19 protein-coding genes and 1 tRNA gene are annotated in these 21,320 nt (G+C 64.0%); 14 read left to right on the top strand and 6 right to left on the bottom strand.

Annotated features, from left to right (window positions below; translation table 11 throughout):
* On the top strand, positions 1-336 hold a 336-nt coding region (locus BN1136_RS02185; protein WP_043808001.1), incomplete at its 5' end, for a methyltransferase family protein.
* Positions 337-423: 87 nt separating this feature from the next.
* On the opposite strand, the gene BN1136_RS02180 is transcribed toward BN1136_RS02185, so the two are convergent.
* The 4 genes from BN1136_RS02180 to BN1136_RS02165 all read right to left on the bottom strand — a co-directional run bounded on the left by BN1136_RS02180 (position 424) and on the right by BN1136_RS02165 (position 4,133).
* Entirely contained in the window at positions 424-1,683 is a 1,260-nt protein-coding gene (locus BN1136_RS02180) for a dicarboxylate/amino acid:cation symporter (RefSeq protein ID WP_043761347.1), read from the bottom strand.
* 205 nt (positions 1,684-1,888) lie between these two features.
* Positions 1,889-2,365, bottom strand: coding sequence for a CC0125/CC1285 family lipoprotein (locus BN1136_RS02175; RefSeq protein WP_043761345.1), 477 nt, complete (start codon positions 2,363-2,365; stop codon positions 1,889-1,891).
* Between the two features lie 125 nt (positions 2,366-2,490).
* Positions 2,491-2,567, bottom strand: a tRNA-Pro gene (locus tag BN1136_RS02170).
* Positions 2,568-2,789: 222 nt separating this feature from the next.
* Positions 2,790-4,133, bottom strand: a complete 1,344-nt coding sequence (locus tag BN1136_RS02165; protein ID WP_043761342.1) for a dihydroorotase — start codon at positions 4,131-4,133, stop codon at positions 2,790-2,792.
* Positions 4,134-4,212: 79 nt separating this feature from the next.
* Between BN1136_RS02165 and BN1136_RS02160 the strand changes: the two genes are divergently transcribed.
* The gene (locus BN1136_RS02160) at positions 4,213-5,088 is read left to right on the top strand and encodes a 6-carboxytetrahydropterin synthase (RefSeq protein WP_043761340.1); all 876 of its coding nucleotides are present in this window, start codon (positions 4,213-4,215) and stop codon (positions 5,086-5,088) included.
* A 67-nt stretch (positions 5,089-5,155) separates the two neighbouring features.
* On the opposite strand, the gene BN1136_RS02155 is transcribed toward BN1136_RS02160, so the two are convergent.
* Positions 5,156-7,168 carry a methyl-accepting chemotaxis protein gene (locus BN1136_RS02155; RefSeq protein WP_043761337.1) on the bottom strand — a complete coding sequence of 671 codons (2,013 nt, stop codon included), beginning with the start codon at positions 7,166-7,168 and terminating at the stop codon, positions 5,156-5,158.
* Positions 7,169-7,425: 257 nt separating this feature from the next.
* On the opposite strand from BN1136_RS02155, the gene hinT reads away from it, so the two are divergent.
* The 10 genes from hinT to BN1136_RS02105 all read left to right on the top strand — a co-directional run bounded on the left by hinT (position 7,426) and on the right by BN1136_RS02105 (position 17,505).
* Positions 7,426-7,776: a purine nucleoside phosphoramidase gene (gene hinT, locus BN1136_RS02150; RefSeq protein ID WP_043761336.1), complete on the top strand. Its 351-nt coding sequence runs from the start codon at positions 7,426-7,428 to the stop codon at positions 7,774-7,776.
* Positions 7,776-9,200 (top strand): COG3014 family protein, encoded by a 1,425-nt coding sequence (locus BN1136_RS02145; RefSeq protein ID WP_043761334.1) that lies wholly within the window; start codon positions 7,776-7,778, stop codon positions 9,198-9,200. Before hinT ends, BN1136_RS02145 begins: the two co-directional genes overlap by 1 nt.
* Before the next feature lie 69 nt (positions 9,201-9,269).
* Positions 9,270-9,668 (top strand): YcfL family putative periplasmic lipoprotein, encoded by a 399-nt coding sequence (locus BN1136_RS02140; RefSeq protein ID WP_043761332.1) that lies wholly within the window; start codon positions 9,270-9,272, stop codon positions 9,666-9,668.
* Entirely contained in the window at positions 9,668-10,264 is a 597-nt protein-coding gene (gene lpoB, locus BN1136_RS02135; RefSeq protein WP_043761331.1) for a penicillin-binding protein activator LpoB, read from the top strand. Before BN1136_RS02140 ends, lpoB begins: the two co-directional genes overlap by 1 nt.
* Positions 10,254-11,114 (top strand): phosphotransferase, encoded by an 861-nt coding sequence (locus BN1136_RS02130; RefSeq protein ID WP_043761330.1) that lies wholly within the window; start codon positions 10,254-10,256, stop codon positions 11,112-11,114. Before lpoB ends, BN1136_RS02130 begins: the two co-directional genes overlap by 11 nt.
* A 51-nt stretch (positions 11,115-11,165) precedes the next feature.
* A complete protein-coding gene (locus BN1136_RS02125) occupies positions 11,166-12,026 on the top strand; it encodes a DUF6279 family lipoprotein (RefSeq protein ID WP_043761329.1) in 861 nt (286 codons plus the stop codon).
* A gap of 109 nt (positions 12,027-12,135) precedes the next feature.
* Entirely contained in the window at positions 12,136-12,612 is a 477-nt protein-coding gene (locus tag BN1136_RS02120) for a hypothetical protein (RefSeq protein ID WP_043761328.1), read from the top strand.
* A 180-nt stretch (positions 12,613-12,792) separates the two neighbouring features.
* Positions 12,793-14,562, top strand: coding sequence for a protein translocase subunit SecD (gene secD / locus BN1136_RS02115; protein ID WP_407921442.1), 1,770 nt, complete (start codon positions 12,793-12,795; stop codon positions 14,560-14,562).
* A 109-nt stretch (positions 14,563-14,671) separates the two neighbouring features.
* On the top strand, positions 14,672-15,586 hold the full coding sequence (gene secF, locus BN1136_RS02110; protein ID WP_197068414.1) for a protein translocase subunit SecF: 915 nt from the start codon (positions 14,672-14,674) through the stop codon (positions 15,584-15,586).
* Between the two features lie 299 nt (positions 15,587-15,885).
* Positions 15,886-17,505 (top strand): methyl-accepting chemotaxis protein, encoded by a 1,620-nt coding sequence (locus tag BN1136_RS02105; RefSeq protein WP_043761327.1) that lies wholly within the window; start codon positions 15,886-15,888, stop codon positions 17,503-17,505.
* Positions 17,506-17,554: 49 nt separating this feature from the next.
* Here the strand turns inward: BN1136_RS02105 and BN1136_RS02100 are convergent, their stop codons facing one another.
* Positions 17,555-18,157 carry a DUF924 family protein gene (locus BN1136_RS02100; protein WP_043761325.1) on the bottom strand — a complete coding sequence of 201 codons (603 nt, stop codon included), beginning with the start codon at positions 18,155-18,157 and terminating at the stop codon, positions 17,555-17,557.
* Positions 18,158-18,348: 191 nt separating this feature from the next.
* Between BN1136_RS02100 and BN1136_RS02095 the strand changes: the two genes are divergently transcribed.
* The gene (locus tag BN1136_RS02095) at positions 18,349-19,263 is read left to right on the top strand and encodes a DUF808 domain-containing protein (protein WP_043761324.1); all 915 of its coding nucleotides are present in this window, start codon (positions 18,349-18,351) and stop codon (positions 19,261-19,263) included.
* A 162-nt stretch (positions 19,264-19,425) separates the two neighbouring features.
* Positions 19,426-21,204, top strand: coding sequence for a M3 family oligoendopeptidase (locus tag BN1136_RS02090; protein WP_043761322.1), 1,779 nt, complete (start codon positions 19,426-19,428; stop codon positions 21,202-21,204).
* Positions 21,205-21,320 lie beyond the last annotated feature (116 nt).

Genomic DNA, 21,320 nt, shown 5'->3' with positions numbered 1-21,320 from the left:
GCAGTGCTGTGGGTGGCGGGAGGTCTGCTGGGGGGCGGGGCGCTCCTGCGCTTCAGGCGCCAGGGCACCACTGTGCATCCCCTGCGCCTGGATGAGAGCCGGGTGCTGGTGACGGAGGGCGTCTATCGTGTCAGCCGCAATCCCATGTACCTGGGCCTGCTCTGCTGGACGATGGCGCTGGCCTGTTATCTGGGCGGGCTGGCCGTCTGGCTCGGTCCGCTGCTGTTGTGGGGCTGGCTCAGCCGCTTTCAGATAGTGCCGGAAGAGCAGGCGCTGCAAAGGCGCTTTGGCGAGGCATATGCAAACTACTGCCGCCGGGTGCGGCGCTGGTGCTGAACCGCTCTTCCGCGTGCAGAGCCAGGCGATGGAGATAAAAAACGGCCCGCAGATGCGGGCCGTTTTGATGAGGTGGCGAGGAAGGGATCACGCCTTGGCGGTATCCACCTCGCCAAGCGGCGCGGTTTCACCCAGGCTGTCCTCGCTCTTGGCGACCACGCTCGCGGCGATGGCGTTGCCCAGCACGTTGGTGGCGGAGCGACCCATGTCGAGGAAGTGATCGATGCCGAGCAGCAGCAGGATGCCCGCTTCCGGGATCTGGAACTGGTTGAGGGTGGCGGCAATCACCACCAGGGAGGCACGGGGCACGCCGGCCATCCCCTTGGAGGTGACCATCAGCAGCAGCAGCATGGTGATCTGCTGGGCCATGGAGAGCTCGATGCCGTAGGCCTGGGCGATGAACATGACCGCGAAGGTGCAGTACATCATGGAGCCATCCAGGTTGAAGGAGTAGCCCATGGGCAGCACGAAGCTGGCGATGCGCTTGTCACAACCGAACTTCTCCAGTCTGTCCAGGGTCTTGGGATAGGCGGCCTCGGAGCTGGCGGTGGAGAAGGCCAGCAGGATGGGCTCGCGGATCAGGGCTAGCAGGCTCAGGATGCGGCGGCGGATGAAGAGGCTGCCCATGGCGATAAGCAGCAGCCAGAGGCAAGCCAGCGCCAGGTAGAACTGGGCCATGAAGGTGCCGTAGGTGGCGAGGATGCCGAGCCCCTCCTTGGCGACCATGGCGGCGATGGCGCCAAATACCGCGAAGGGGGCGAAGTTCATCACGTAGCCGGTCACCTTCAGCATGATCTCGGCGCCGCTGGCCATCAGCATCACCACCGGTTTGGCGGCATCCCCCAGGGCGGCGGCGGCCAGCCCGAAGAAGAGGGAGAAGACCACGATCTGCAGGATCTCGTTGGTGGCCATGGCCTCGACCACGCTCTTGGGGATGGCGTGGGTGATGAAGTCCTTGAGAGAGATGGCGGTTGCCGTCACGCCCGAGCTGGCGGAGTCATCGGGCAGGGAGAGGGAGAGCCCCACCCCCGGTTGCATCAGGTGGACCATCACCAGCCCCAGGGTCAGGGACATCAGGGAGGCGAGCATGAACCAGCCCAGGGTCTTGACGCCGATGCGGCCCACGGTGCGGGTGTCCCCCATCTTGGCGATACCGACCACCAGGGTGGTGAACACCAGGGGGGCGATGATCATCTTGATGAGGCGCAGGAAGATGTCGGTCAGCAGGGTGATGTCGCTGGCAAAGCCGGCGGCCTGAGCGGGGGCCAGCAGGCGATAACCCTGCCCGGTAACAATGCCAAGCAACATCGCGATGAGGATGGCAACGGTTAATTTATTCATTTTCATGGGGGGTGTCCCAGTCTCGATATGTGCAGTGCCTGTGCGGGTGGGCAGGGTGCCACCTCAGTCCTTTTTTGTGAGCCGGGCCGTGGAATTCAGACAGCCGGTGTGCTGGAGCATGCCTAATCGCGGAGGGGAAATCCAGTGGCTTATTGCAGAACTTTATGTGGTTATTGGTGAAATGAGATGTAAATACTGTTAATTAATTATATTAATCGCTGTTTATTTTGATTTTATCAAGATAAATCGCTTCGAGGCTCTGATCGTTCAACCGGTGAGGCTCCAGGGTAAAGATGAGCAGCGCCGACGTGCGATGCTCCACGTGCATCTCCTCCATGAAGGTATCGGGTTCGTACTCATCAAAGCCGAAACGGGGGCGTTCTGGCCTCACCCTGACCGCATCCCGCGACAGGGTCAGCTCCTGTACATGCACCCAGGGGAAACCCCGGGCCAGCGCCATCTCTCCGGCCCGCTTGAGCACGTATTTGCGGGCGGTTTCCCTGTCCACCAGCTCGTTGCCCACAAACTCCAGCTGCCACTTCTCCGGCCCGAGCCGGGTCTGGGAGAAGCCGGTCTGGCCGTTCCAGAAGGACTTCTCGCTGTCATAGGCGGTGGCGCAGCCCGCGAGTTGCCCCATCAGCAGGCAGCACAGGGCGAGGGTGGGCAGGGTATGACGGGGAGGCGACATGATGCGGACCGGTTGGCGAACGGGATTTCACTACAGCACAAAGGGGGAGGCCAGACAATCGCGGGGCGAGGGCAGCCCATAAAAGAAAAGGCCTTGTCGTTTGACAAGGCCTTTCTCGGGGAATTTGGTCGGTGTGAGAGGATTCGAACCTCCGACCCTCTACACCCCATGCAGATGCGCTACCTGGCTGCGCTACACACCGACGGAGTCAGCTCGGCTGACGGGGGCTAAGTTTATGGAGATGGGCAGGCCCTGTCAACAGGGGAAATACAGGGTTGCGATCGTTTGCCTGCTTTGCGAGCAAATGGCGCTCAAAGTACCGCCGCGTGTGGGAAATTTGACCTGGTGATGCCTGTTTTCAGGTGTTTCTGGCGACCATGAAAATGGCCGCCCGGAGGCGGCCATGTTTACCCGTGGTGACGGATCAGCGGTTGAAGGTCAAGCGCTTGCCCAGCACCTTGTCGGTGACCTGGCCGTTCTGCCAGGCGATCTGGCCATTGACCAGGGTCATCTCGATGGTGCTCTGGAAGCGGTAGCCGTTGAACGGGGACCAGCCGCACAGGTAGAGCAGGTTGCTGTCGGTGACCACGTAGGGCTTGCCCAGATCCAGCAGCACCAGGTCGGCGAAGTAGCCTTCCCGGATGTAGCCGCGATCCTGCACCTGGAAGCGCTCGGCCACCGCGTGGGAGGTCTTCTTGACGATGGTCTCCAGGCTGAAGACGCCGTTGTGGTAGAGCTCCAGCAGCGCCTGCAGGGAGTGTTGCACCAGAGGCACGCCGGACGGCGCCTTGAAGTAGCTGTTCTGCTTCTCTTCCCAGGTGTGGGGGGCGTGGTCGGTGGCGATGATGTCGAGCACGTCGTTGCGCACCGCATCCAGCAGGGCGTGCTGGTCGGCGGCGCTCTTCACCGCCGGGTTGCACTTGATCTGGCTGCCCAGGGTGTCGTAGTCCGCCTCGTTGAAGAACAGGTGGTGGACGCACACCTCGGCGGTGATGTTCTTGTCCTTGAGATCCTTCAGGTCCGGGGTGGCGGTAAAGAGCGACAGCTCTTTCGCCGTGGTCAGGTGCAGCACGTGCAGCTTGGCGCCGTACTGCTTGGCCAGGGAGACCGCCATGCTGGAGGACTTGTAGCAGGCGTCGGCGCTGCGGATGCGGCCGTGCTCGCGCATCGGCACATCCTCGCCCCACTTGGCGCGGGCTTCGTCTTCCAGCACCTTGATGCTGGGGGTGTCCTCGCAGTGGGTGACGATCATCACCGGGCTCTCGCGGAAGATGGCCGCCAGGGTCTCCTGGTTGTCCACCAGCATGTTGCCGGTGGAGGCCCCCATGAAGATCTTGATGCCGCAGGACTGCTTGGGATCGAGCTTCTTGATCTCTTCCAGGTTGTCGTTGGTGGCACCCAGGTAGAAGCTGTAGTTGGCGGCGGCGGAGTTGGCGGCTATCTGGTATTTGGCTTCGAGGGCGTCGATGGTGGTGGTCTGGGGATTGACGTTGGGCATTTCCATGAAGCTGGTGGTGCCACCGGCCACGGCGGCCCGGGATTCACTGGCGATGGTTCCCTTGTGGGTCAGGCCGGGCTCCCGGAAGTGGACCTGATCGTCGATCATCCCGGGGATGAGGTGACGGCCGGTCGCATCGATCACCACGGCATCGGGGGCGCTGATGTCCGGGGCGATACGGGCGATCCGCTCCCCCTCGATCAACACGTCGGAGGCATAGATGCGGCCTTCGTTGACCAGGGTGGCATTCTTGATAAGCAATTTGTTCATGGGGGGTTCCAGTTCCTTTGCCGATAATCCGGGGTCATAATATCGCAAACTGCACTTTCTCTGTAGCAAGGCCTGAGTAATGAAGTTATTTGTTAGAGATTTGACTGTGATCGATTCCAGCTATCTGTGTGAACGCCGCGGTATGGTGGGCGAGAGCTGGCTGGTGGACATCGAGATGAGCGGCGAGCTCAACGAGATGAGCATGCTGCTGGACTTCGGCCGGGTGAAGAAGCTCATCAAGTCCATCATCGATGAAGAGGTGGATCACAAGCTGCTGGTGCCGACCGAGAGCCCCCTGGTGCACATCCATCCCCTGGACAACGACGAGTGCACCGTGGATCTGCTGCGTCCGGGTCGCTCCATCCACCTGCGCTGCCCGAGCCAGGGCTTCGCGTTCATTCCTGCGCCCCAGGTGGACAAGGAGTCGGTGACCCGTTATCTGCTGGCGGTGCTGGCCAAGCGGCTGCCGGGCAACATCAAGGACCTGACCCTGACGTTGCGCTCGGAGCGCATCGACGGTGCCTTCTACCACTACAGTCACGGCCTGAAGAAGCACGACGGCAACTGCCAGCGCATCGCCCATGGTCACCGCTCCCCCATCGAGATCCTGGTGGATGGCGAGCGGGATGAGGAGCTGGAGCTGAACTGGGCCGAGCGCTGGGCCGACATCTACCTCGGCACCGAAGAGGACAGGGTGGCCCTGTCCGAACTGGCGCTGAGCGAGCAGGCCAGGGCCCATCTGGGTGAGCACCACCAGGGCTTCAAGTATGAGGCGCCCCAGGGGCTGTTCCAGCTCGCCATGCCGGCGGCAGAGGTGGAGATGATCGATACCGACACGACCATAGAGCTGCTGGCCCACTACATCGCCCGCGAGGTGAAGAAGCAGGTAGGGGACAAGTTCGTCAAGATCGTGGCCTATGAAGGGGTCGGCAAGGGCGCCATCGCCTACGCCTGATCCCGCCCCCTCCTGGCAATAAAAAGGCCCCGCCGATGCGGGGCCTTGTCGTTTGGGCTCAGGACCATCAGGCGCTGAGGCGGAAGCGCTGGACCAGCCCTTCCTGCTGCTCGGCCAGGGTGTCGAGCTGCTGGCTGGTCTCGGCGACCCGCTCTATCCCCTGATAGTTGAGATCCGAGATGTCGGAGATGCGGTTGAGGTTGGTGGCGATGTCCGCGCTGGTGGCCTGCTGCTGCTCGGCGGCGGAGGCTATCTGGCTCGACATGTCGCTGATGAGCACGACGATGCCCTGTACCTCCTCCATGGCATTGTTGGCCTGGGAGCTCTGATCCACGCAGCTGTCCATCTCGCGGGAGCACTCCTGCATCACGTTGACCGCCCGGGCGACCCCCTGCTGCAGGTTCTCGATCATGGTCTGGATTTCGCTGGTGGACTGGGCGGTGCGACCGGCGAGGTTGCGCACCTCGTCCGCCACCACCGCAAACCCTCGGCCCTGCTCGCCGGCCCGGGCCGCCTCGATGGCGGCGTTGAGGGCCAGCAGGTTGGTCTGCTCTGCGATGCCGCGGATGACGTCGAGGATGTTGCCAATCTGGCCGCTCATGGCGCTCACATCGCCGATCACCTTGCCGGTCTGTTGCAGCTTGCCCGCCAGCTGGTGGGTGGTGGTGATGTTGCCGGCCATCACCTTGCGGCCCATCTCGGAGGCCTTCTCCACGTCCATCACCCGCTCCAGGGTCTGGTTGGCGGCCTGGGCCACCTCCCGTACCGAGGCCTCCATCTGGGTCATGGCGGCGGCGACCGAGGCGGTCTCCTGGCGCTGTTTCTCCAGATCCGCCCGCACCGATTCCGTGGTGTGGCGGTTGTCGTGGGCGGCGCTGTTGAGCTGGTTGGAGGCCTGGGAGAGCTGCCTGAGCACATCCCCCATCTGCTGGATCAGCAGGTTGATCTGGCCGCCGATCTGGCCAAACTCGTTCTGGCTCTTGAAGCCGACCCGCTGGGTCATGTCGCCCTGGGTCACTTCGGTCAGCACCCGCAGCAGCTCTTTAAGGGGGAGGCGGATGGCCTTGCCCAGGGTGAAAGCCACCAGGATGGCGACGACGATGGCGATGACGATGCTGATCCCCTGGGTCAGGGTGCTCTGGGTCTGTACCCGGTCGGAGGCCTGGATGCTGGCGTTCATCAACTGCTGGCTCTGGGCCGTGATCCCCTCGAGCTTGTTCTGGATGCCGAGGATGAGCTGGCTCGCCTCCTTGCTCCGCTCCCGCATGGCCTGCTGCTGTTTCATCAGGGCCAGGTACTGGGACAGCACACCGTCGTTGCCCGTGGTGTCACGCACGAAGCCATGGACGTAGTGGCCCATGTTGTTGTCGAAGTCCTTGAGCTCCCCCTGGAGATCCTTGATGGTGCTGTTGAACCCCTCGATCTGCATCTTGTTGCGCTTGAGCGCCCCCTCGATGGGGGCGGGGATGCTCTGGTTCAGGGCATCCATGGTGGAGAGCTCGATGGCGGAGAGCTTGGTGGTCAGGGTCTCGGAGAGCATCTTGATGAAGCTGTCGTCCACGGTGACCATCATGTCGCCGAGGTTCTTCTTGAACTGGGGCAGGCTGACCTGGAACTGGCCCTTGGCCAGATTGACCTTGTGCAGTCGGGTGAGCAGGGCCTCGTGTTCGCCGGGCAGGGTCTGGGTGAGTTGCAGGTAGTCATCCACCAGTTTGCCGAGGGCCTGCATGTCACCCTGCAGCTGGGGGTGGGGCGCCAGCTGCTGCTTGAGGCTGGCCAGCATCTTGTCCACCTGTCCCTTGGCCTGCTGCAGTTCCGCCACCTCTTCCGGCAGACGCTTGATATCCTGTTCGGTCAGCACGTCGGTGAGCCACTTGTTGGCGCTGAGGAGGCTGATCTGGGTCTGGCTGCTGGCAAGCACCAGGGGCATGGACTCCTGGGTCACCTGATGGAGGGCGCTGCCGAGTTCGTTCTGGCCGCGAAAGGTCAGTACCGCGCTGGCGACCATGACGGCGACCAGGATGGCAAAGCCCAGATAGACTCTCTGTAAGATCGAGAGGTCTGACATAGTTTGTTTCATTATTGTCCCGCTGTCTGTGCAAAAGTCCCTTGCCTGAGTACCCCGTCCCTTTGATACCCTGCATGCCCCGAAGGGGATGTCGCCCAGGTACGCGGGACGTCATCCTCGCTATCGGTATTCTTCACAATAACTGAAGGGATTGGGACAACGGCTGTGTCAAATGTCGGCTTGTGTCACACTTGTCGGACCAAGGCGGCATATTTGGGAGCCGCTTGAGTTTTGTGTTGAATTTTCTTTTTCCTATAAAGGAGTTACCCATGGCGCAAGAAACCATTTTCAGCAAAATCATCCGCAAAGAGATCCCCGCCGACATCCTTTATCAAGACGATCTGGTGACCGCCTTTCGCGACATCCAGCCCAAGGCCAAGACCCATATCCTGATCGTGCCCAACGTGCTGATCCCCACCGTCAACGACGTGGAGCCCGATCACGAGCTGGCGCTCGGCCGCATGTTCACCGTGGCCCGCAAGCTGGCGGCCGATGCCGGGATCGCCGAGGACGGCTACCGCCTCATCATGAACTGCAACCGCCACGGCGGGCAGGAGGTCTACCACATCCACCTGCACCTGGTCGGTGGCCAGCCCCTGGGACCCCTGCTCAGCCTGTGATGCCTTCGCCTCTTCGACTGGCCGGCCCGCTGCTGGCCAGTCTTCTGCTGGGGGGCTGTGCCTCCTTCTGGCAGGACATGTTCGTCTCCTATTCCGATCAGATGGTCCCCCTGCGCAACCAGTTGCTGCTGGGCCATGCCGCCGAGGCCCTGCCCGAGGTGCGCGAGTCGACCCCGGGGGACGACACCTATGTGCTGGATCAGCTGGAGAAAGGGCGCATCGCCTGGCTGGCGGGGCAGGACGGCGCCAGCAAGCAGGCCCTGACCGCCGCCGACAGCCGGCTCACCTGGGAAGACAATCAGGCCGAATACCGCCTGAGCCGAGGGCTGGCCCAGGCGGGGAGCCTGATGACCAACGATCAGACCATGGCCTACCGGGCGCCGGACTACGAACGCACCATGCTGCACCACTATCTGGCCCTGGGTTACCTGCAGCGGGGAGATGCCGACGGCGCCCTGGTGGAGGTGCGCCGGGCCAACCAGGTGCAGGAGCGGGCACTCGCCCGCCGGGCCGACGAGGTGCGCAAGGCCGCGCAGGAGGGGACGCAGGACGACACCGACGGGGAGATGCGCCAGCGGATGTCGCGGTCGGCTCCCGAGCTGGATCGCCTGATCGGCAAGGTGAAGAACGGTTTTCAGAACGCCTACACCTTCTATTTCTCCGGCGTGCTCTACGAGGCGGCCGGGGATCTCAACGACGCCTGGGTCGACTATCAGCGCGGCTACCAGATAGCGCCGGACAACAGGAGCCTGCAGGATGCCCTGCTGCGCCTGGCCAGGCTTCGCGGCTCCCCCGAGGAGATCAAGGAGACCGAGCAGAAGATCGGCCGCAAGGCACCGCAGCCGGTCAAGGATCAGGGCCAGCTGGTGGTGCTGTTTGAAGATGGGCTCATCCCGGCGCGGCGGGAGTTCTTCCTGCCGCTGCCCCTCTCCACCTCGGGCGGCGATTTTCGTACCTTTACCGTGGCGGTGCCCTATTACGACAACCGGGCCAGCGCCAGCGGCCCGCTCGCGGTCACCCTGGGCACGCGGGTGGAGCAGACCAGCGAACTGGTCAGGCTGGAGGCGCTGGCCGCCAAGGATCTGCAGGAGCGGCTGCCGGGCATGCTGACCCGCCAGGCCCTCAGGCTGGTGGCCAAGGAGCAGTTGAGACGCAGCGCCGCCAAGGAGGGGGGCGATGTGGGCAACATCCTGGTGGGGATCTTCAACACCCTCTCGGAGCGGGCGGATACCCGCAGCTGGTTGACGCTGCCTGCCCAGGCGTCGAGCTGGCAGGGGATGGTGCCGGCGGGGGAGGTCAGCCTGACCCTGGGGGCGGGCAGCGCCATGCGCACCCTGCCGCTCACCGTCCACGGCGGGCGCACTACCCTGGTGTGGGTGCAGCGCCTGGGGAGTGGGCTCACGACCCGGGTGATGCCCCTGTGAGGGCGTCCGGGCAATGGCAATCCACATGAACGACCGGTTCGGCCCCAGGCCGCCGGCGAGGAGAACAAGATGAAAGCACAAGGGTTGGCTCTGGGCCTGGTTCTGCTGCTGGCTGGTTGCGCCACCAATACCTCAGGCGTGGCGCTCTATGGCGCGGCAGGCGCCGCGGCGGTGGCGGAGCAGCACCAGAACGTCAACGTCACCCTGACCGAGCTGAGCCGCCGTCAGCAGAACGGCCTGCTGCAGGTCAATGTGGCGGCCGCCAGCACCCAGCGCGGCGACAACAAGCTGCAATATCTCTTCTACTGGTATGACGAGGCGGGGCAGGAGCTGGCCAGCGATGGCCGTGGCTGGACGCCCCTCAAGCTGCACGGCTACCAGACCCGCACCCTGTCTGCCCTGGCGCCGAGCCCGGCCGCCCGGGGTTACCGGATTTACGTTCGCGAAGTGATGGAGGAATCCTACTGATGAAAATGAATCATGCCCTGCTGATCCTGACTGGCGCCCTGCTGCTGGGCGGCTGCTCCAGCACCACCGTCAGCTATGGCGATCCCACCGAGACCGAGACGGTCACCGTGGATTACGGCTCCAGCGACCTGCAGGCCATCGCCGACAAGATGGCGGATTCCATGCTGGCGTCGCCGGCCACCAGCGAGATCACCGCCGGCGGCCGTCCGGTGATGTTCATGGACTCCATCCGCAACAAGACCTCCGAGCACATCGATACCGAGGCCATCACCGACACCATCCGTACCAAGCTGCTGCGCGCCGGCAAGTTCCGCTTCGTCGACATGAGCAAGGTGGCGGCGGTCAAGCAGCAGCTCGAATACCAGCAGAGCAGCGGCATGGTGGATCCCGCCTCCATGGTGCGCCTGGGCAAGCAGACCGGCGCCCGCTACATGGTCTATGGCAACCTCGCCAGCATCGTCAAGGACAACGGCAAGGTGAAGGATGTCTACTACCAGATGACCATGAACCTGATGGATCTGGAGAATGGCGAGCTCTTGTGGGCCGACCAGAAAGAGATCCGCAAGCAGGCCAAGAAGTCCACCTTTGGCTGGTGACGACGTAGCGCGCCAGGGGGCGCTGACGGATCTGGCGCTGCTCGCCGGTCTGCCAGCCCCCTGGTGCAACGGACGGCTGGCGCCGCTTGGCCGCGGCCTGACCAACGGCAACTATCGACTCAGCCTCCCCTCGGGGCAGTGCGCCTTCCTGCGGTGCGGCCACCCGGATCCGGTGCGCCTCGGCATTGACCGTGCCATCGAATGGCAGCTCTATCGGGGGGCCGTAGGACAGGGGCTGGCACTGCCCTGCCATCACGGCGACCCCGCCAGCGGCCTGATGCTGCTGGCGTGGTGCGACGAGCCGAACTGGGCCGAGCAGGCGCCGCCGCCCGCCGAGCAGCCCCGCCTGCTGGCGGAGGTGCTGACGCGGCTGCATCGCCTGCCGGTCCCCGGGGTGGTGATGGCGGTGCGGGCCCACAGCGCCGGGTATCGTGACCGCCTGGCGCGAGTGCCCGGCTGGCTGCCTGCGCTGGAGCGGGGGCTGCTCGCGAGCCGGGAGCCCACCGATTGCTGGCTCCCTTGCCATCACGATCTCAATCCGGCTAACTTGTTGGGACCGCGTCCCTGGGTCATCGACTGGGAGTATGGCGCCGCCGGTCATCCGGGCTTCGAGGTCGCCAGCATCCAGCGTACCCATGGCTGGAGCGAAGAGCAGCGGCGTCAGTTGGAGAGCTGCTATCTTGAAGGCGTAGGAGCGCATAAGCTGCTCAATGACAAAGGATTTCAGGCCGACGCCTTCCTGCCATGGGTCGATTACATCGGCCTGTTGTGGGCGCTGCTGATGGCCGAGCAACAACCGGGGCCCGAGTATCAGGCCCTGATCGACACGAACCGCCAGCGCCTGGAGTGAATCCTGGCAAGGGTGTGAGAGACGCTTGAATTCAATGAATGGGAGGCATGCATGGTGACCACATTCTCATGGCGTCAACCTCGTAGCTGGAGCCTGTTGCTGCTCTGCCTGCTGCTGACGGGTTGCGCCACCCGGGTGATCTATTACTGGCTCGACTCGGCCATCGTCTGGCAACTGGACGACTACTTCTCCCTGAACCGCAGCCAGAAGACGCTGCTGGACAAGGAGGTGAAGGGGTTGATGGCCTGGCACCGGCAGCACGAGCTGCCCCTCTATGCCCGGGATCTTGACGCCCTGGCCAAGGCGGTGGCCAGCCCCATGACGCCGGCCCAGGTGACTGAGCACCTGGACAGAACCCAGGCGAGCCTGACACGCACCCTGGAGAACGCGATTCCCCGTACGGTGCGCCTTGCCAGTACCCTGACCGACGCCCAGGTAGCGCACTTCATGACCGACAGGGTGAAGCGCCAGCAGGAGCGTCAGCACGACTTTGCCACCCAGTCGAAGGCCGAGATGATGAAGGGCTTTCGGGAGAAGATGAACGAGCGCCTGGTGTTCTGGATTGGCAAGGTGAAGCCCGCCCAGCAACCCCTGATCAACCAGTGGGCGGAGTGGCAATACGAGATGATGGCCCCCTGGCTCGATTTCCAGGAGGCCTGGACCAGGGAGCTCGACCGGCTGATGAAGCAGCGCCAGAGCCCGAATTTCGGCCAGGAACTGACCCGTCTGCTGCAGCAGGGGGATGGCCTGATGGATGGCCGCTTCACCGGCTACACGGACAAGTCCCGCCAGCGCACCATCCAGTGGCTCAGCGATTTGAGCCAGTCCATGGATCTCTCCCAGCGGGCCCATCTCTATACCCTGCTCAAGGACTATGCCGATGACTTCGCGGAGATGACCCGAGGCCGTTGAGGGGAGGGCACCGGGCAACGCCAGGGCGGCGACCGACGGGGTCGCCGCCCTTGTTCTTGTGGGGGCGGCTGTGGTAGCTTGCCCTTTCTATTTTTCGGGAATTAACTATTTGAGCCTGCTGGACAAAGTGAAACTTGCGGCGATGGCCCTGCTCATCGCGCTCACTCTGTTGCTCTGCGCCGTCCAGGTGGAGGGGCTCAGGCTGCCCGTTTCCCAGGTTTCCCAGGGCCAGCTCGTCGATGCCCGGCCGACCTCTGCCCAGAGTGTGGATCAGCACGCCATCCCGGACCATGGCGCCAGCCAGGGGGACGACGGGGCCGTCAAGTTCATCGGTGCCCACCAGAATCACCTGCTGCGTCTCGAGCACTCCCTGAACCGCGATCACCAGCCCGGCAGTGTGGTCTACGAGCTGGTGATGAGCTGGTCCCAGCAGGCCATCCTGCTGCTGCTGTGCGGCCTCTTGCTTTACGCCGCCCTCGGCTACCCGAGGAGCAGCTTCCTCGACCACTTTGCCACCATTCACCGGCGCCGCCTGCAGCGCCGGCACCTGCAGTACCGCTTCACCCAGGGCCTGCAGCCCGCCTGATCCCGATGGGGTCAGATAGCCAACTGTTGCCTCATCCTCTCTTTGTGGCCGCTCACGTCCCGTGAACGGCCAGGCTGCCTTGTTTTATTTTTTCGCACGGAGCGGCAATGCGTCGCCCCTTGCCATCGCCTGACAGAGGCCGATTTCATGAGAAGAAAGAGTCATACCATCATGAACCGCATGAGCCTGTGGCAGTACGCCCTGCTGCTGCTGATGCTGGTCACCTTCGCGTTTTATTCCCTGCCCACCTTCTTCGGTGAGCAGCCCTCCCTGGGCCTGCATGGCCAGACCCGGCTGACGCAGGCGCAGCAGCGCCTGCTGGAGGAGAACCGGATCGCCCCCCAGAAGCTGGTCGCCCAGAAAGAGCGAGTGGAGCTGGTGTTCGCCACCCAGGGGGAGCAGCAACTGGCCAAGCAGCTGCTGGAGCAACGGGGGGTGGACAGCGCCGCCCTGACCCTGGAGTTTCACTCCAACGCCCCGACCTGGATCAGCCGGCTCGGCGCCGATCCCATCAAGCTCGGCCTGGACCTGCGCGGCGGCTCCCAGCTGCTGATCGGGGTGGACGTGGATTTTGTCATCGACACCCAGACCAAGAACCTGGTGGACACCCTGCGCACCCGCTTTCGCGAGGCGAACCTGCGCGGGGCCAGCGTGACCCGCACGGCGCAGGGAGCCGTGGCGGTCACCCTGCCCGAGGTGGCGGAGCAGGAGGCCTGGCTCTCCATCATCAAGGAGAGCGCCGGTACCCGCCAGGATCAGTGGACCCTGACCCGCTCCGGCAACGCGCTGACCCTGGTGCTGAGCGAATCTGAGCGCACCCTGCTGGTCAACAACGCCGTGACCCAGAACCTGTCGATCCTCAAAAAACGGATCAACGAGCTCGGCATCGTCGAGGCCTCGGTCCAGCGTCAGGGGCAGGACGGCATCCGCATCGAGCTGCCGGGGGTGCACAACCCCAGGCAGGCGAAGGAGGTGATCGGTGCCACCGCGTCGCTCGCCTTCTACGAGGCCAAGGCGGACAGCCGCTTCTTCATGGCGGATCGCAGCGGCCAGGCGGTGGGCCTCGCTCGCCAGCCGGTGCTGACCGGCGAGCACATCGTCGATGCCCGCGCCAACATGGGGGAGATGGGGCAGCCCCAGGTTAACATCGTGCTCGACACCCTGGGGGGCAGCAAGATGAACCAGTTCAGCCGCCAGCACGTGGGCAAGCCCATGGCCACCGTCTTCACCGAGTACAAGACCAATGCCGAGGGGCGGCTGCGTGCCCGCAGCGAGGTGATCAACGTCGCCACCATCCAGACCGCCCTGGGCAACCAGTTCCGCATCACCGGCATCGGCAGTCTGCCGGAGGCCCAGGAGCTCGCCATGCTGCTGCGGGCCGGCGCTCTCACCGCGCCCCTCAAGATCCTGGAGGAGCGCTCTATTGGCCCGACCCTGGGCCTGCAGAACATCGAGGCGGGCTTCACCGCCCTGGCGTTCGGCATGGCGGGCATGATGCTGTTCATGATGGCCTGGTATCGCAAGTTCGGCTGGGTCGCCATCACGGCGCTGGTCGCCAACCTCTTGATGCAGGTGGGCATGCTGGCGGTGCTGCCGGGGGCTGTGCTGACCCTGCCCGGCATCGCCGGTCTGGTGCTCACCGTGGGCATGGCAGTAGATACCCATGTGCTGATTTTTGAGCGGATCAAGGATCGCCTGCGGGAGGGGGGGAGCCTCGCCAATGCCATCGACTTTGGCTACCGCTCCGCCTTCAGCACCATCTTCGACGCCAACATCACGACGCTTATCTGCGCCGTGGTGCTCTATGCCATCGGCTCCGGGCCGCTGCAGGGCTTCTCCATCACCCTGATCCTGGGGCTCATCTCCAGCATGGTGACCGGCATCTGGGGCACCCGCGCCATCATCAATCCCCTGTGGGGCAACAGCCGCGCCAGGCTGCTGAGGGTATGACCATGATCCGACCTCATCACCATGACGCCGCGCCTGTGAGCCCATCTGGCCTGCGCGCCGACCGCTTCCTGCCGGGAAGCCTGAACCACCTGACGCCGAGGGAAGAACAATGCTGAGAATGATCCTTGCCATGGGGCTGACCCGCTGGCGCTATATCGGTCTGTGGACCTCCGTGCTGCTGACCCTGGCCTGCGTGGCCGTGCTGGCCACCAAGGGGCTGGCCCTCGGCCTCGACTTCACCGGCGGCATTTTGCTGGAGTTTCGCATCCAGACCCTGAAGGAGGCCCACGAGCTCAACGCCCTGCTGACGGCGCCCCTCGCGGGGGCGGTGGAGCTGCACGGCGCCGGCGTACCCGGGGAGTGGCTCATCAAGCTGCCTCCCCACGCGCTGCCCTGGGCGGCGGACGAGCTGGCCACCATGCTGGGGCAGCAGCTGGCCCTGCCGGTGGAGCTCTTGCGCACCACCATCGTCGGGCCCCAGGTGGGCGCCGAGCTGTTCCAGCAGGGGATGCTGGCGGTGCTGGTGGCCTCCCTGGCCATCTCCGCCTACCTGGCGGTGCGCTTCGAGTGGCGTCAGGCCATCGGCATCCTGGTGTCGGTACTGCACGACGGCCTGGTGGCGATCGGGCTTCTCGCGCTCTTTGACATCGAGTTCGACCTCAACGTCATCGCCGGCCTGATGGCGGTGATCGGCTACTCCCTCAACGACAGCATCGTCATCTCGGACCGGCTGCGGGACCTGCTGGGGTCGCGTACCCGCATGGGGATCCACGAGTGCTCGGACGTGGCCATCAAGGCCACCTTCAGCCGCACCATGATCACCTCGGGCACCACCCTCTTCACCGTGGGGGCCCTGCTCCTGTTCGGTGGCGACGCCCTCTACGGCTTCTCCTTCACCCTGTTCGCCGGCATCCTGGTGGGGACCCTCTCCTCCATCACGGTGGCCTCCACCGTGCAGGAGCTGCTGGGGCTCTCGCCCCAGACTTACCAGAAAAAAGAAGAGGATCTGGCAGAGGCGGCGTGACCACCATCGACTGCCGCCACACTGCGGGCCGGCCGGGTCATCCCGAGCGGAGATGAATAGCGAGAAGGAAGACGACAGTCTTCCTTCTTTTTTATTGGCCGGCGCTGGCATAGTCGAGTCTTTGTCGCATTCACATTCAACCAGCGAGGCTATTTTCGGGCTTTGTTCTGACCATTGGCGGTGGGAGGGCGAGTGCTGGCAGCAGTGACAGATGTGCAAGCCAGAGCATATTTCACGGGCCATCTGGAGCTTGCCCATCGTCTACACTGCAATGGAGTTTATTAACGGAGTATGCCTTTATGAACATTGCTCGCCGGCTTCAACTCATTGCCCTGCTGGTTATGCTGGCCCTGGCATTTCTCAGTTGGTTCAGCATCAACCGACTCTCTGCTGCCAATAATGACCTCGGTTATGTCACCGACAATACGGTGCCCAGCATCTCCCTCATCAAACAGGTACAAGCCGATTTTTACGAATTGCATGCCCTGATCCAGACCCATGTGCTCAATACCGATAGCAGCAAGATGAATCAGATTGAGACGGGCATTGCTGACCTTCGTACTGAAATCCGCGCTCTCTTGCAAAAATATGAAGCCGATATGCTCTCCAACGAAGAGGACCGGCAACTGACGACGGATGATCAGCGCATCATTGAGCAATATTATCAGGAGATAGAAAAGGTCCTGATATTGTCTCGCGATAATAACAACACCGAGGCCAGAGACATTATTGCCAATAATGTCATGCCACTGTTCGAGCAGTTTTCCAAGGCCATAGATAAACATGTTCACTTCAATGTCAAATTGGGTGAGGCAGTCAAACAGCAGGGTGAAAAGAACTACGACAATAGCCTCCAGACCATGCTGTTTATTTCTGTAGGTACCGGAATATTGACCCTGGTGCTGTTTATCTGGTTATTCAGACAGGTCGCCAATCCACTGCGGCTGGCGATGGCGACGCTATTCGATATTCAGCACAATTTGAACTTTACCTTGCGGGCCAAGGTGGCCCAGCAAGATGAAATCGGTTTGACACTCTCGGCCGTCAACCGTCTGCTGGACACCTTGCAGCAAACTTTTACCGAGTTTTCAGTGGGCAGTCTGCAGATAAAAAGCACTGCCGAGTCGCTCTCCCAGGCGGCCCATCACCTTGCCTCGTCGGCGAGCCAGGCCAACGATGCCACCAGTCTCATTGCCGCCGGTGTGGAGGAGATGACGGTGAGCATCACGGATATTTCCCAGCGAACCCAGGAAGCCAGTCGCATCACCAATGAATCCGGCAAGCTCGCCAGCGATGGGGGAACCACGATAGACAGAACGGTGAAAGCCATCAACGAGATCGCAGAGGCCATTCGTCAGGCTTCCAGCGAAGTGTCTGCATTGGGCGATGGCATTTCCCGCATTGGTGGCGTGGTGAACGTGATAAGCGATGTGGCGGGGCAGACCAACTTGCTGGCGTTGAATGCGGCCATTGAAGCCGCGCGAGCGGGTGAACAGGGTCGAGGTTTTGCCGTGGTGGCTGACGAGGTACGCAAACTGGCGGAGCGGACGGCCCAATCGACCAGGGAGATCTCGGAGACGGTGGAGGCGATTCAACAGGGCTCCCAGCTCACGGTGACCAAGATGGTTCAGGTGGAAGAAAAGGTTGCGCAGGGGGTGGCCATGGCCACTGAAAGCGGGGAGATCATTACCCAGATCCGCCAGGCCTCCCATCGCGTCATGGATCAGGTCGGTGAGATCACCATCGCGATTCGCGAGCAGAGCTCGGCGGCGGAGTCCATTGCCCATCAGGTGGAGCAGATCGCCCAGGTGGTCCAGCAGACCAGCAGCACGGCGGAAGAGACATCGGCTGCGGCGGAAGAGTTGAATGTGACCACCGAGAATATTCACCAGCAGATCTCTCGTTATCGCATCCAGTGATCACCATGGGTGCCAGCTCCCCGCCACTTGGCGGGGATTTTTTTATGGGTCAGAAACCTGAACCCGGTTGCAGCAGGAAGGCGGCCTCTTCTTCTGTGCTCGCGCGGCCCAGGATGGCGTTGCGGTGGGGGAAGCGACCGAAGCGCTCGATGATCACCTGATGGCGGCGGGCGAAATCGGCGAAGCCCGCGAAGGTGGACTGGGCAGGGCCTGCCGCCTCCTCGTCGGCCAGCGCCTCGAACAGGGCCACGCTTCTGGCCTGCTGCTCCCGGGACTCTGCATGCTCCAGGGGCAGGTAGAAGAAGACCCGGGCCAGCGGCGATAGCCCCTTGTCCACCCCGAGCGACAACCCCTTGAGGCAGAGCTCCCGTGCCCTGGCATCCTGGGCAAAGGCGGCCGGGGTGCCGCGGTGGAGGTTGCGCGGCAGCTGGTCGAGCAGCAGGATGAGTGCCAGGCGACCGACGGGGTTGTCCGCCCAGTGGGCGAGCTCGCCCGCCGCGGCCGCCTTGGCCAGCTCGCCGAAGCGGCTCGTCAGCAGGGCGTCGGTGTCGCTGCTCTTGCCCCACCAGAGGGGGGCTTGGCGCGTGGCACGGGTGACGTCGTCGGCGTCGTCACCAAACCAGAGGTCGAGCAGAGGTTGCCAGGGTTGCATGGAGACTCCTTGGGCCTGGGGCCTTGAGGTGAAACAGGGTCCGGGGACCCTGTCATGGGGGCTGCCGAAATGGCGGCTTCTCGTTACACTGTGCCATCTTTTCCCGAAATAGGGAGCCCCCTCTGGCTGGCACCGCCCCCCGGTGTCTGGTGGCCGGTGGGGGCCTACCGCAGCAAGAAGGAATGTCTGATATGGCCGGAACCAGTCTGTTGGCCCTGCTCGACGATATTGCCACCGTACTCGATGACGTGGCGCTGATGACCAAGGTGGCGGCGAAGAAGACCGCCGGGGTGCTGGGGGACGATCTCGCCCTCAACGCGGAGCAGGTGAGCGGAGTGCGCGCGGAGCGGGAGCTGCCCGTGGTGTGGGCGGTGGCCAAGGGGTCGCTGCGCAACAAGTTCATCCTGGTGCCGGCCGCCATCGCCATCAGCGCTCTGGTGCCCTGGCTCATCACCCCGCTCCTGATGCTGGGGGGCGCCTATCTCTGCTTCGAGGGGGCCGAGAAGCTGGCCCACAAGTTTCTGCCTCACGAGGAGGAGAGCACCGCCACGGTGGAGGCGATCCCCGACGATCTGGCGGCCTTCGAGCGGCAGAAGGTGAAGGGGGCCATTCGTACCGACTTCATCCTGTCGGCGGAGATCATCGTCATTGCCCTCGGCACGGTGCAGGGCTCCAGCCTGGGCCTGCAAATCGCCGTGGTGGCGGGCATCGCCCTGCTGATGACCGTCGGGGTCTACGGCCTGGTGGGGCTCATCGTCAAGCTCGACGACATCGGCCTGCACCTGCTGCAAAAGCCCGATGGCGGCGCACTGCGCCGGGCGGTGGGGCAGGGGTTGCTGGTGACGGCGCCCAGGCTGATGCACCTGCTGGCGCTGGTCGGCACCATCGCCATGTTCATGGTGGGGGGCGGCATCCTGGTGCACGGCTGGCCCTTTGCTCACCACCTCATCGAGGGGGCCGGTGCGGCCGTGGCCACCCTGCCCGCCATGGGCGCCGTCCTCGCCGTGGTGACGCCCACCCTGCTCAACGCCCTGGTCGGGGTGGTGGCGGGTCTGGTGCTGGTGCTGGTCATGACCCTGGTGGGTAAACTCCAGCCCGCCAAGTAGGCGCCCCCCGCCGACAGGGGCCGTCGCGCCCGTCCTCCTTGTGACACCGGTTGCCTCGAATGGGGGCTAGGCAAGTGCCTGGCCCCCTTCGTACTATCCGGGCTGACACCCGCCCAAAGAGGCAGGGTCAGCCCATATGGATGCAAACAGACAAGGACAACCATGAACCCACCCGTTTGGCAGGATGATCACATCTATGCCGCCCCCGACGATCCGGCCATCGACGCCGCCTTCCAGCAAGCCGCCCACGCCCTGAACGAGCTCGACGCCTTGCTGGCCACCCTGCCTGACACCCAGGATCCCAACGCCCTGCGCCACCTGTTGCGGGCCATTCGCCGCCAGGCCAACGGGGTGAAGAGGCTGGCCTGGAACTGCCAGGTCTACGGTTACAACCGCCTGAGCCGGGATGGTCGCGACGAGCCGGCCCGGGCGCTGCTCTCTCGCGGCCAGCAGTTGCAGGCGACCCTGGCCCAGCGCAGCAAGCCGGTGGCCCTGTTCTGGGTGCGTGCCCCCGAGTCGCTGGTGCGCACCCTGCTGCAGGACCCCGAGCTGTTCGAGCTCGCCTACCTCATCCACCACGACAGGGGGCAGCAGGAGCAGTGGCTGTCGCTCGAGAGCGAGCAGCTCATCGAGGGACTGGCGGTGGACGGCCTGCAGGGGTGGGGGGATCTCTATGACAACCTGGTGGGGCGCCTGCTGCCGGTGGTGGAAGGCGTGCCCATGGGGCTGGCCCAGGCGGACAACCTGCTCGCCCACCCGGACCGGGCGCGGCGTGCCAGCGCCTGGCACGCCATTCAGGCCGCCTGGGAGGGGGAGCAGGAGACGGTGGCCGCCATCCTCAACGCCATCAACGGTTGGCGTAACGAGCTCGTCCGTCAGCGCGGCAGGGGACGCAGGCAGGATGCCCTCGATGTCTCCTGCCATCAGGGCCACCTCACGCGTACCACCCTGGAGACCCTGATGGCGGCGGCCGGGGAGCACAAGGAGCTGGGGCGCCGCGCCCTGCGGGCCATGGCCTGCGCCCGGCAGATCAGTGACTTCGCCCCCTGGGATCTCTATGCCCCGGCGCCGCTGGCCACGTCTAGCACGCTCGGTTTCGATCAGGCGCTGACTCTGGTGGTGGAGGCCTTCGCGGCCTTCGATCCCGAGATGGGGGCCTTCGCCCGCATGATGGCCGACAAGGGGTGGATCGATGCCGCCCCGAGCGAGCACAGGCGAAGTGGCGCCTACAGCACCGAGTATGCCGACCCGCCGGAGCCACGGATCTTCCTCACCTTCGAAGGGACCCTGGACAACGTCATCACGCTCGCCCACGAACTCGGCCACGCCTGGCACAGCTGGCTGTTGCGAGACCTGCCCCTGGAGCAGCGGGACTACCCCAGGACGCTGGCGGAGACCGCCTCCCTCTTCGCCGAGACCCTGGTGCGCGACGCCCTGCTGGCGGCCACCGACAAGGTGGAGCAACGCCGGGCCATCGCCTGGCTGGACGGGGAGCGCGCCGCGAGCATGCTGCTCGACATCCCCGCTCGCTTCACCTTCGAACGGGCCCTGGTGGCGGCCCGGGAGCAGGGTTACGTGGGGGCGGGCCAGCTGCGGGAGATGATGAAATCGGCGCAGCAGCAGTGGTATGGTGACGCCCTCAGCCAGCATGACGAGCTGTTCTGGGCCAGCAAGGGCCACTTCTCCATCGCCGAGCTCGGGTTCTACAACTACCCCTATCTGTTTGGCTACCTCTTCAGCCTGGGGCTCTATGCCCAGCAGGCGCGGGCCGGGCGCGAATTTGTGCCCGCCTATCGCGCGCTGCTCACCGACACCGGTCGCATGAGCGCCGAGGATCTGGTGGAGAAACACCTGGGGGTCGATATCCGCGAACCCGGGTTCTGGCAGGAGAGCCTGAATTATGTGGAAGAGGCGGTGGTTCGTCTCGAGCGGCTGGTGTAGCACCGGCCTTTCTCTGTGTTGACGGGGCGTGGCGGTCAGGCTGCCCGACCCTGTCTCGTGGCCCCGGGGCCACCCTGTTTCACGGCGGGCCGGGCCCGTCTTTGACAATGAGCGTG

It is taken from the genome of Aeromonas taiwanensis, from assembly GCF_000820165.1.
GTDB lineage: Bacteria > Pseudomonadota > Gammaproteobacteria > Enterobacterales > Aeromonadaceae > Aeromonas > Aeromonas taiwanensis.
This window is presented reverse-complemented; position numbering and strand designations above follow the sequence as displayed.

Coding starts and splice junctions, on each gene's coding strand:
- BN1136_RS02180 (WP_043761347.1), bottom strand. CDS start 1,683: ATGAAAATGAATAAATTAACCGTTGCCATCCTCATCGCGATGTTGCTT.
- BN1136_RS02175 (WP_043761345.1), bottom strand. CDS start 2,365: ATGTCGCCTCCCCGTCATACCCTGCCCACCCTCGCCCTGTGCTGCCTG.
- BN1136_RS02165 (WP_043761342.1), bottom strand. CDS start 4,133: ATGAACAAATTGCTTATCAAGAATGCCACCCTGGTCAACGAAGGCCGC.
- BN1136_RS02160 (WP_043761340.1), top strand. CDS start 4,213: ATGAAGTTATTTGTTAGAGATTTGACTGTGATCGATTCCAGCTATCTG.
- BN1136_RS02155 (WP_043761337.1), bottom strand. CDS start 7,168: ATGAAACAAACTATGTCAGACCTCTCGATCTTACAGAGAGTCTATCTG.
- hinT (WP_043761336.1), top strand. CDS start 7,426: ATGGCGCAAGAAACCATTTTCAGCAAAATCATCCGCAAAGAGATCCCC.
- BN1136_RS02145 (WP_043761334.1), top strand. CDS start 7,776: ATGCCTTCGCCTCTTCGACTGGCCGGCCCGCTGCTGGCCAGTCTTCTG.
- BN1136_RS02140 (WP_043761332.1), top strand. CDS start 9,270: ATGAAAGCACAAGGGTTGGCTCTGGGCCTGGTTCTGCTGCTGGCTGGT.
- lpoB (WP_043761331.1), top strand. CDS start 9,668: ATGAAAATGAATCATGCCCTGCTGATCCTGACTGGCGCCCTGCTGCTG.
- BN1136_RS02125 (WP_043761329.1), top strand. CDS start 11,166: ATGGTGACCACATTCTCATGGCGTCAACCTCGTAGCTGGAGCCTGTTG.
- secD (WP_407921442.1), top strand. CDS start 12,793: ATGAGCCTGTGGCAGTACGCCCTGCTGCTGCTGATGCTGGTCACCTTC.
- secF (WP_197068414.1), top strand. CDS start 14,672: ATGCTGAGAATGATCCTTGCCATGGGGCTGACCCGCTGGCGCTATATC.
- BN1136_RS02105 (WP_043761327.1), top strand. CDS start 15,886: ATGAACATTGCTCGCCGGCTTCAACTCATTGCCCTGCTGGTTATGCTG.
- BN1136_RS02100 (WP_043761325.1), bottom strand. CDS start 18,157: ATGCAACCCTGGCAACCTCTGCTCGACCTCTGGTTTGGTGACGACGCC.
- BN1136_RS02095 (WP_043761324.1), top strand. CDS start 18,349: ATGGCCGGAACCAGTCTGTTGGCCCTGCTCGACGATATTGCCACCGTA.
- BN1136_RS02090 (WP_043761322.1), top strand. CDS start 19,426: ATGAACCCACCCGTTTGGCAGGATGATCACATCTATGCCGCCCCCGAC.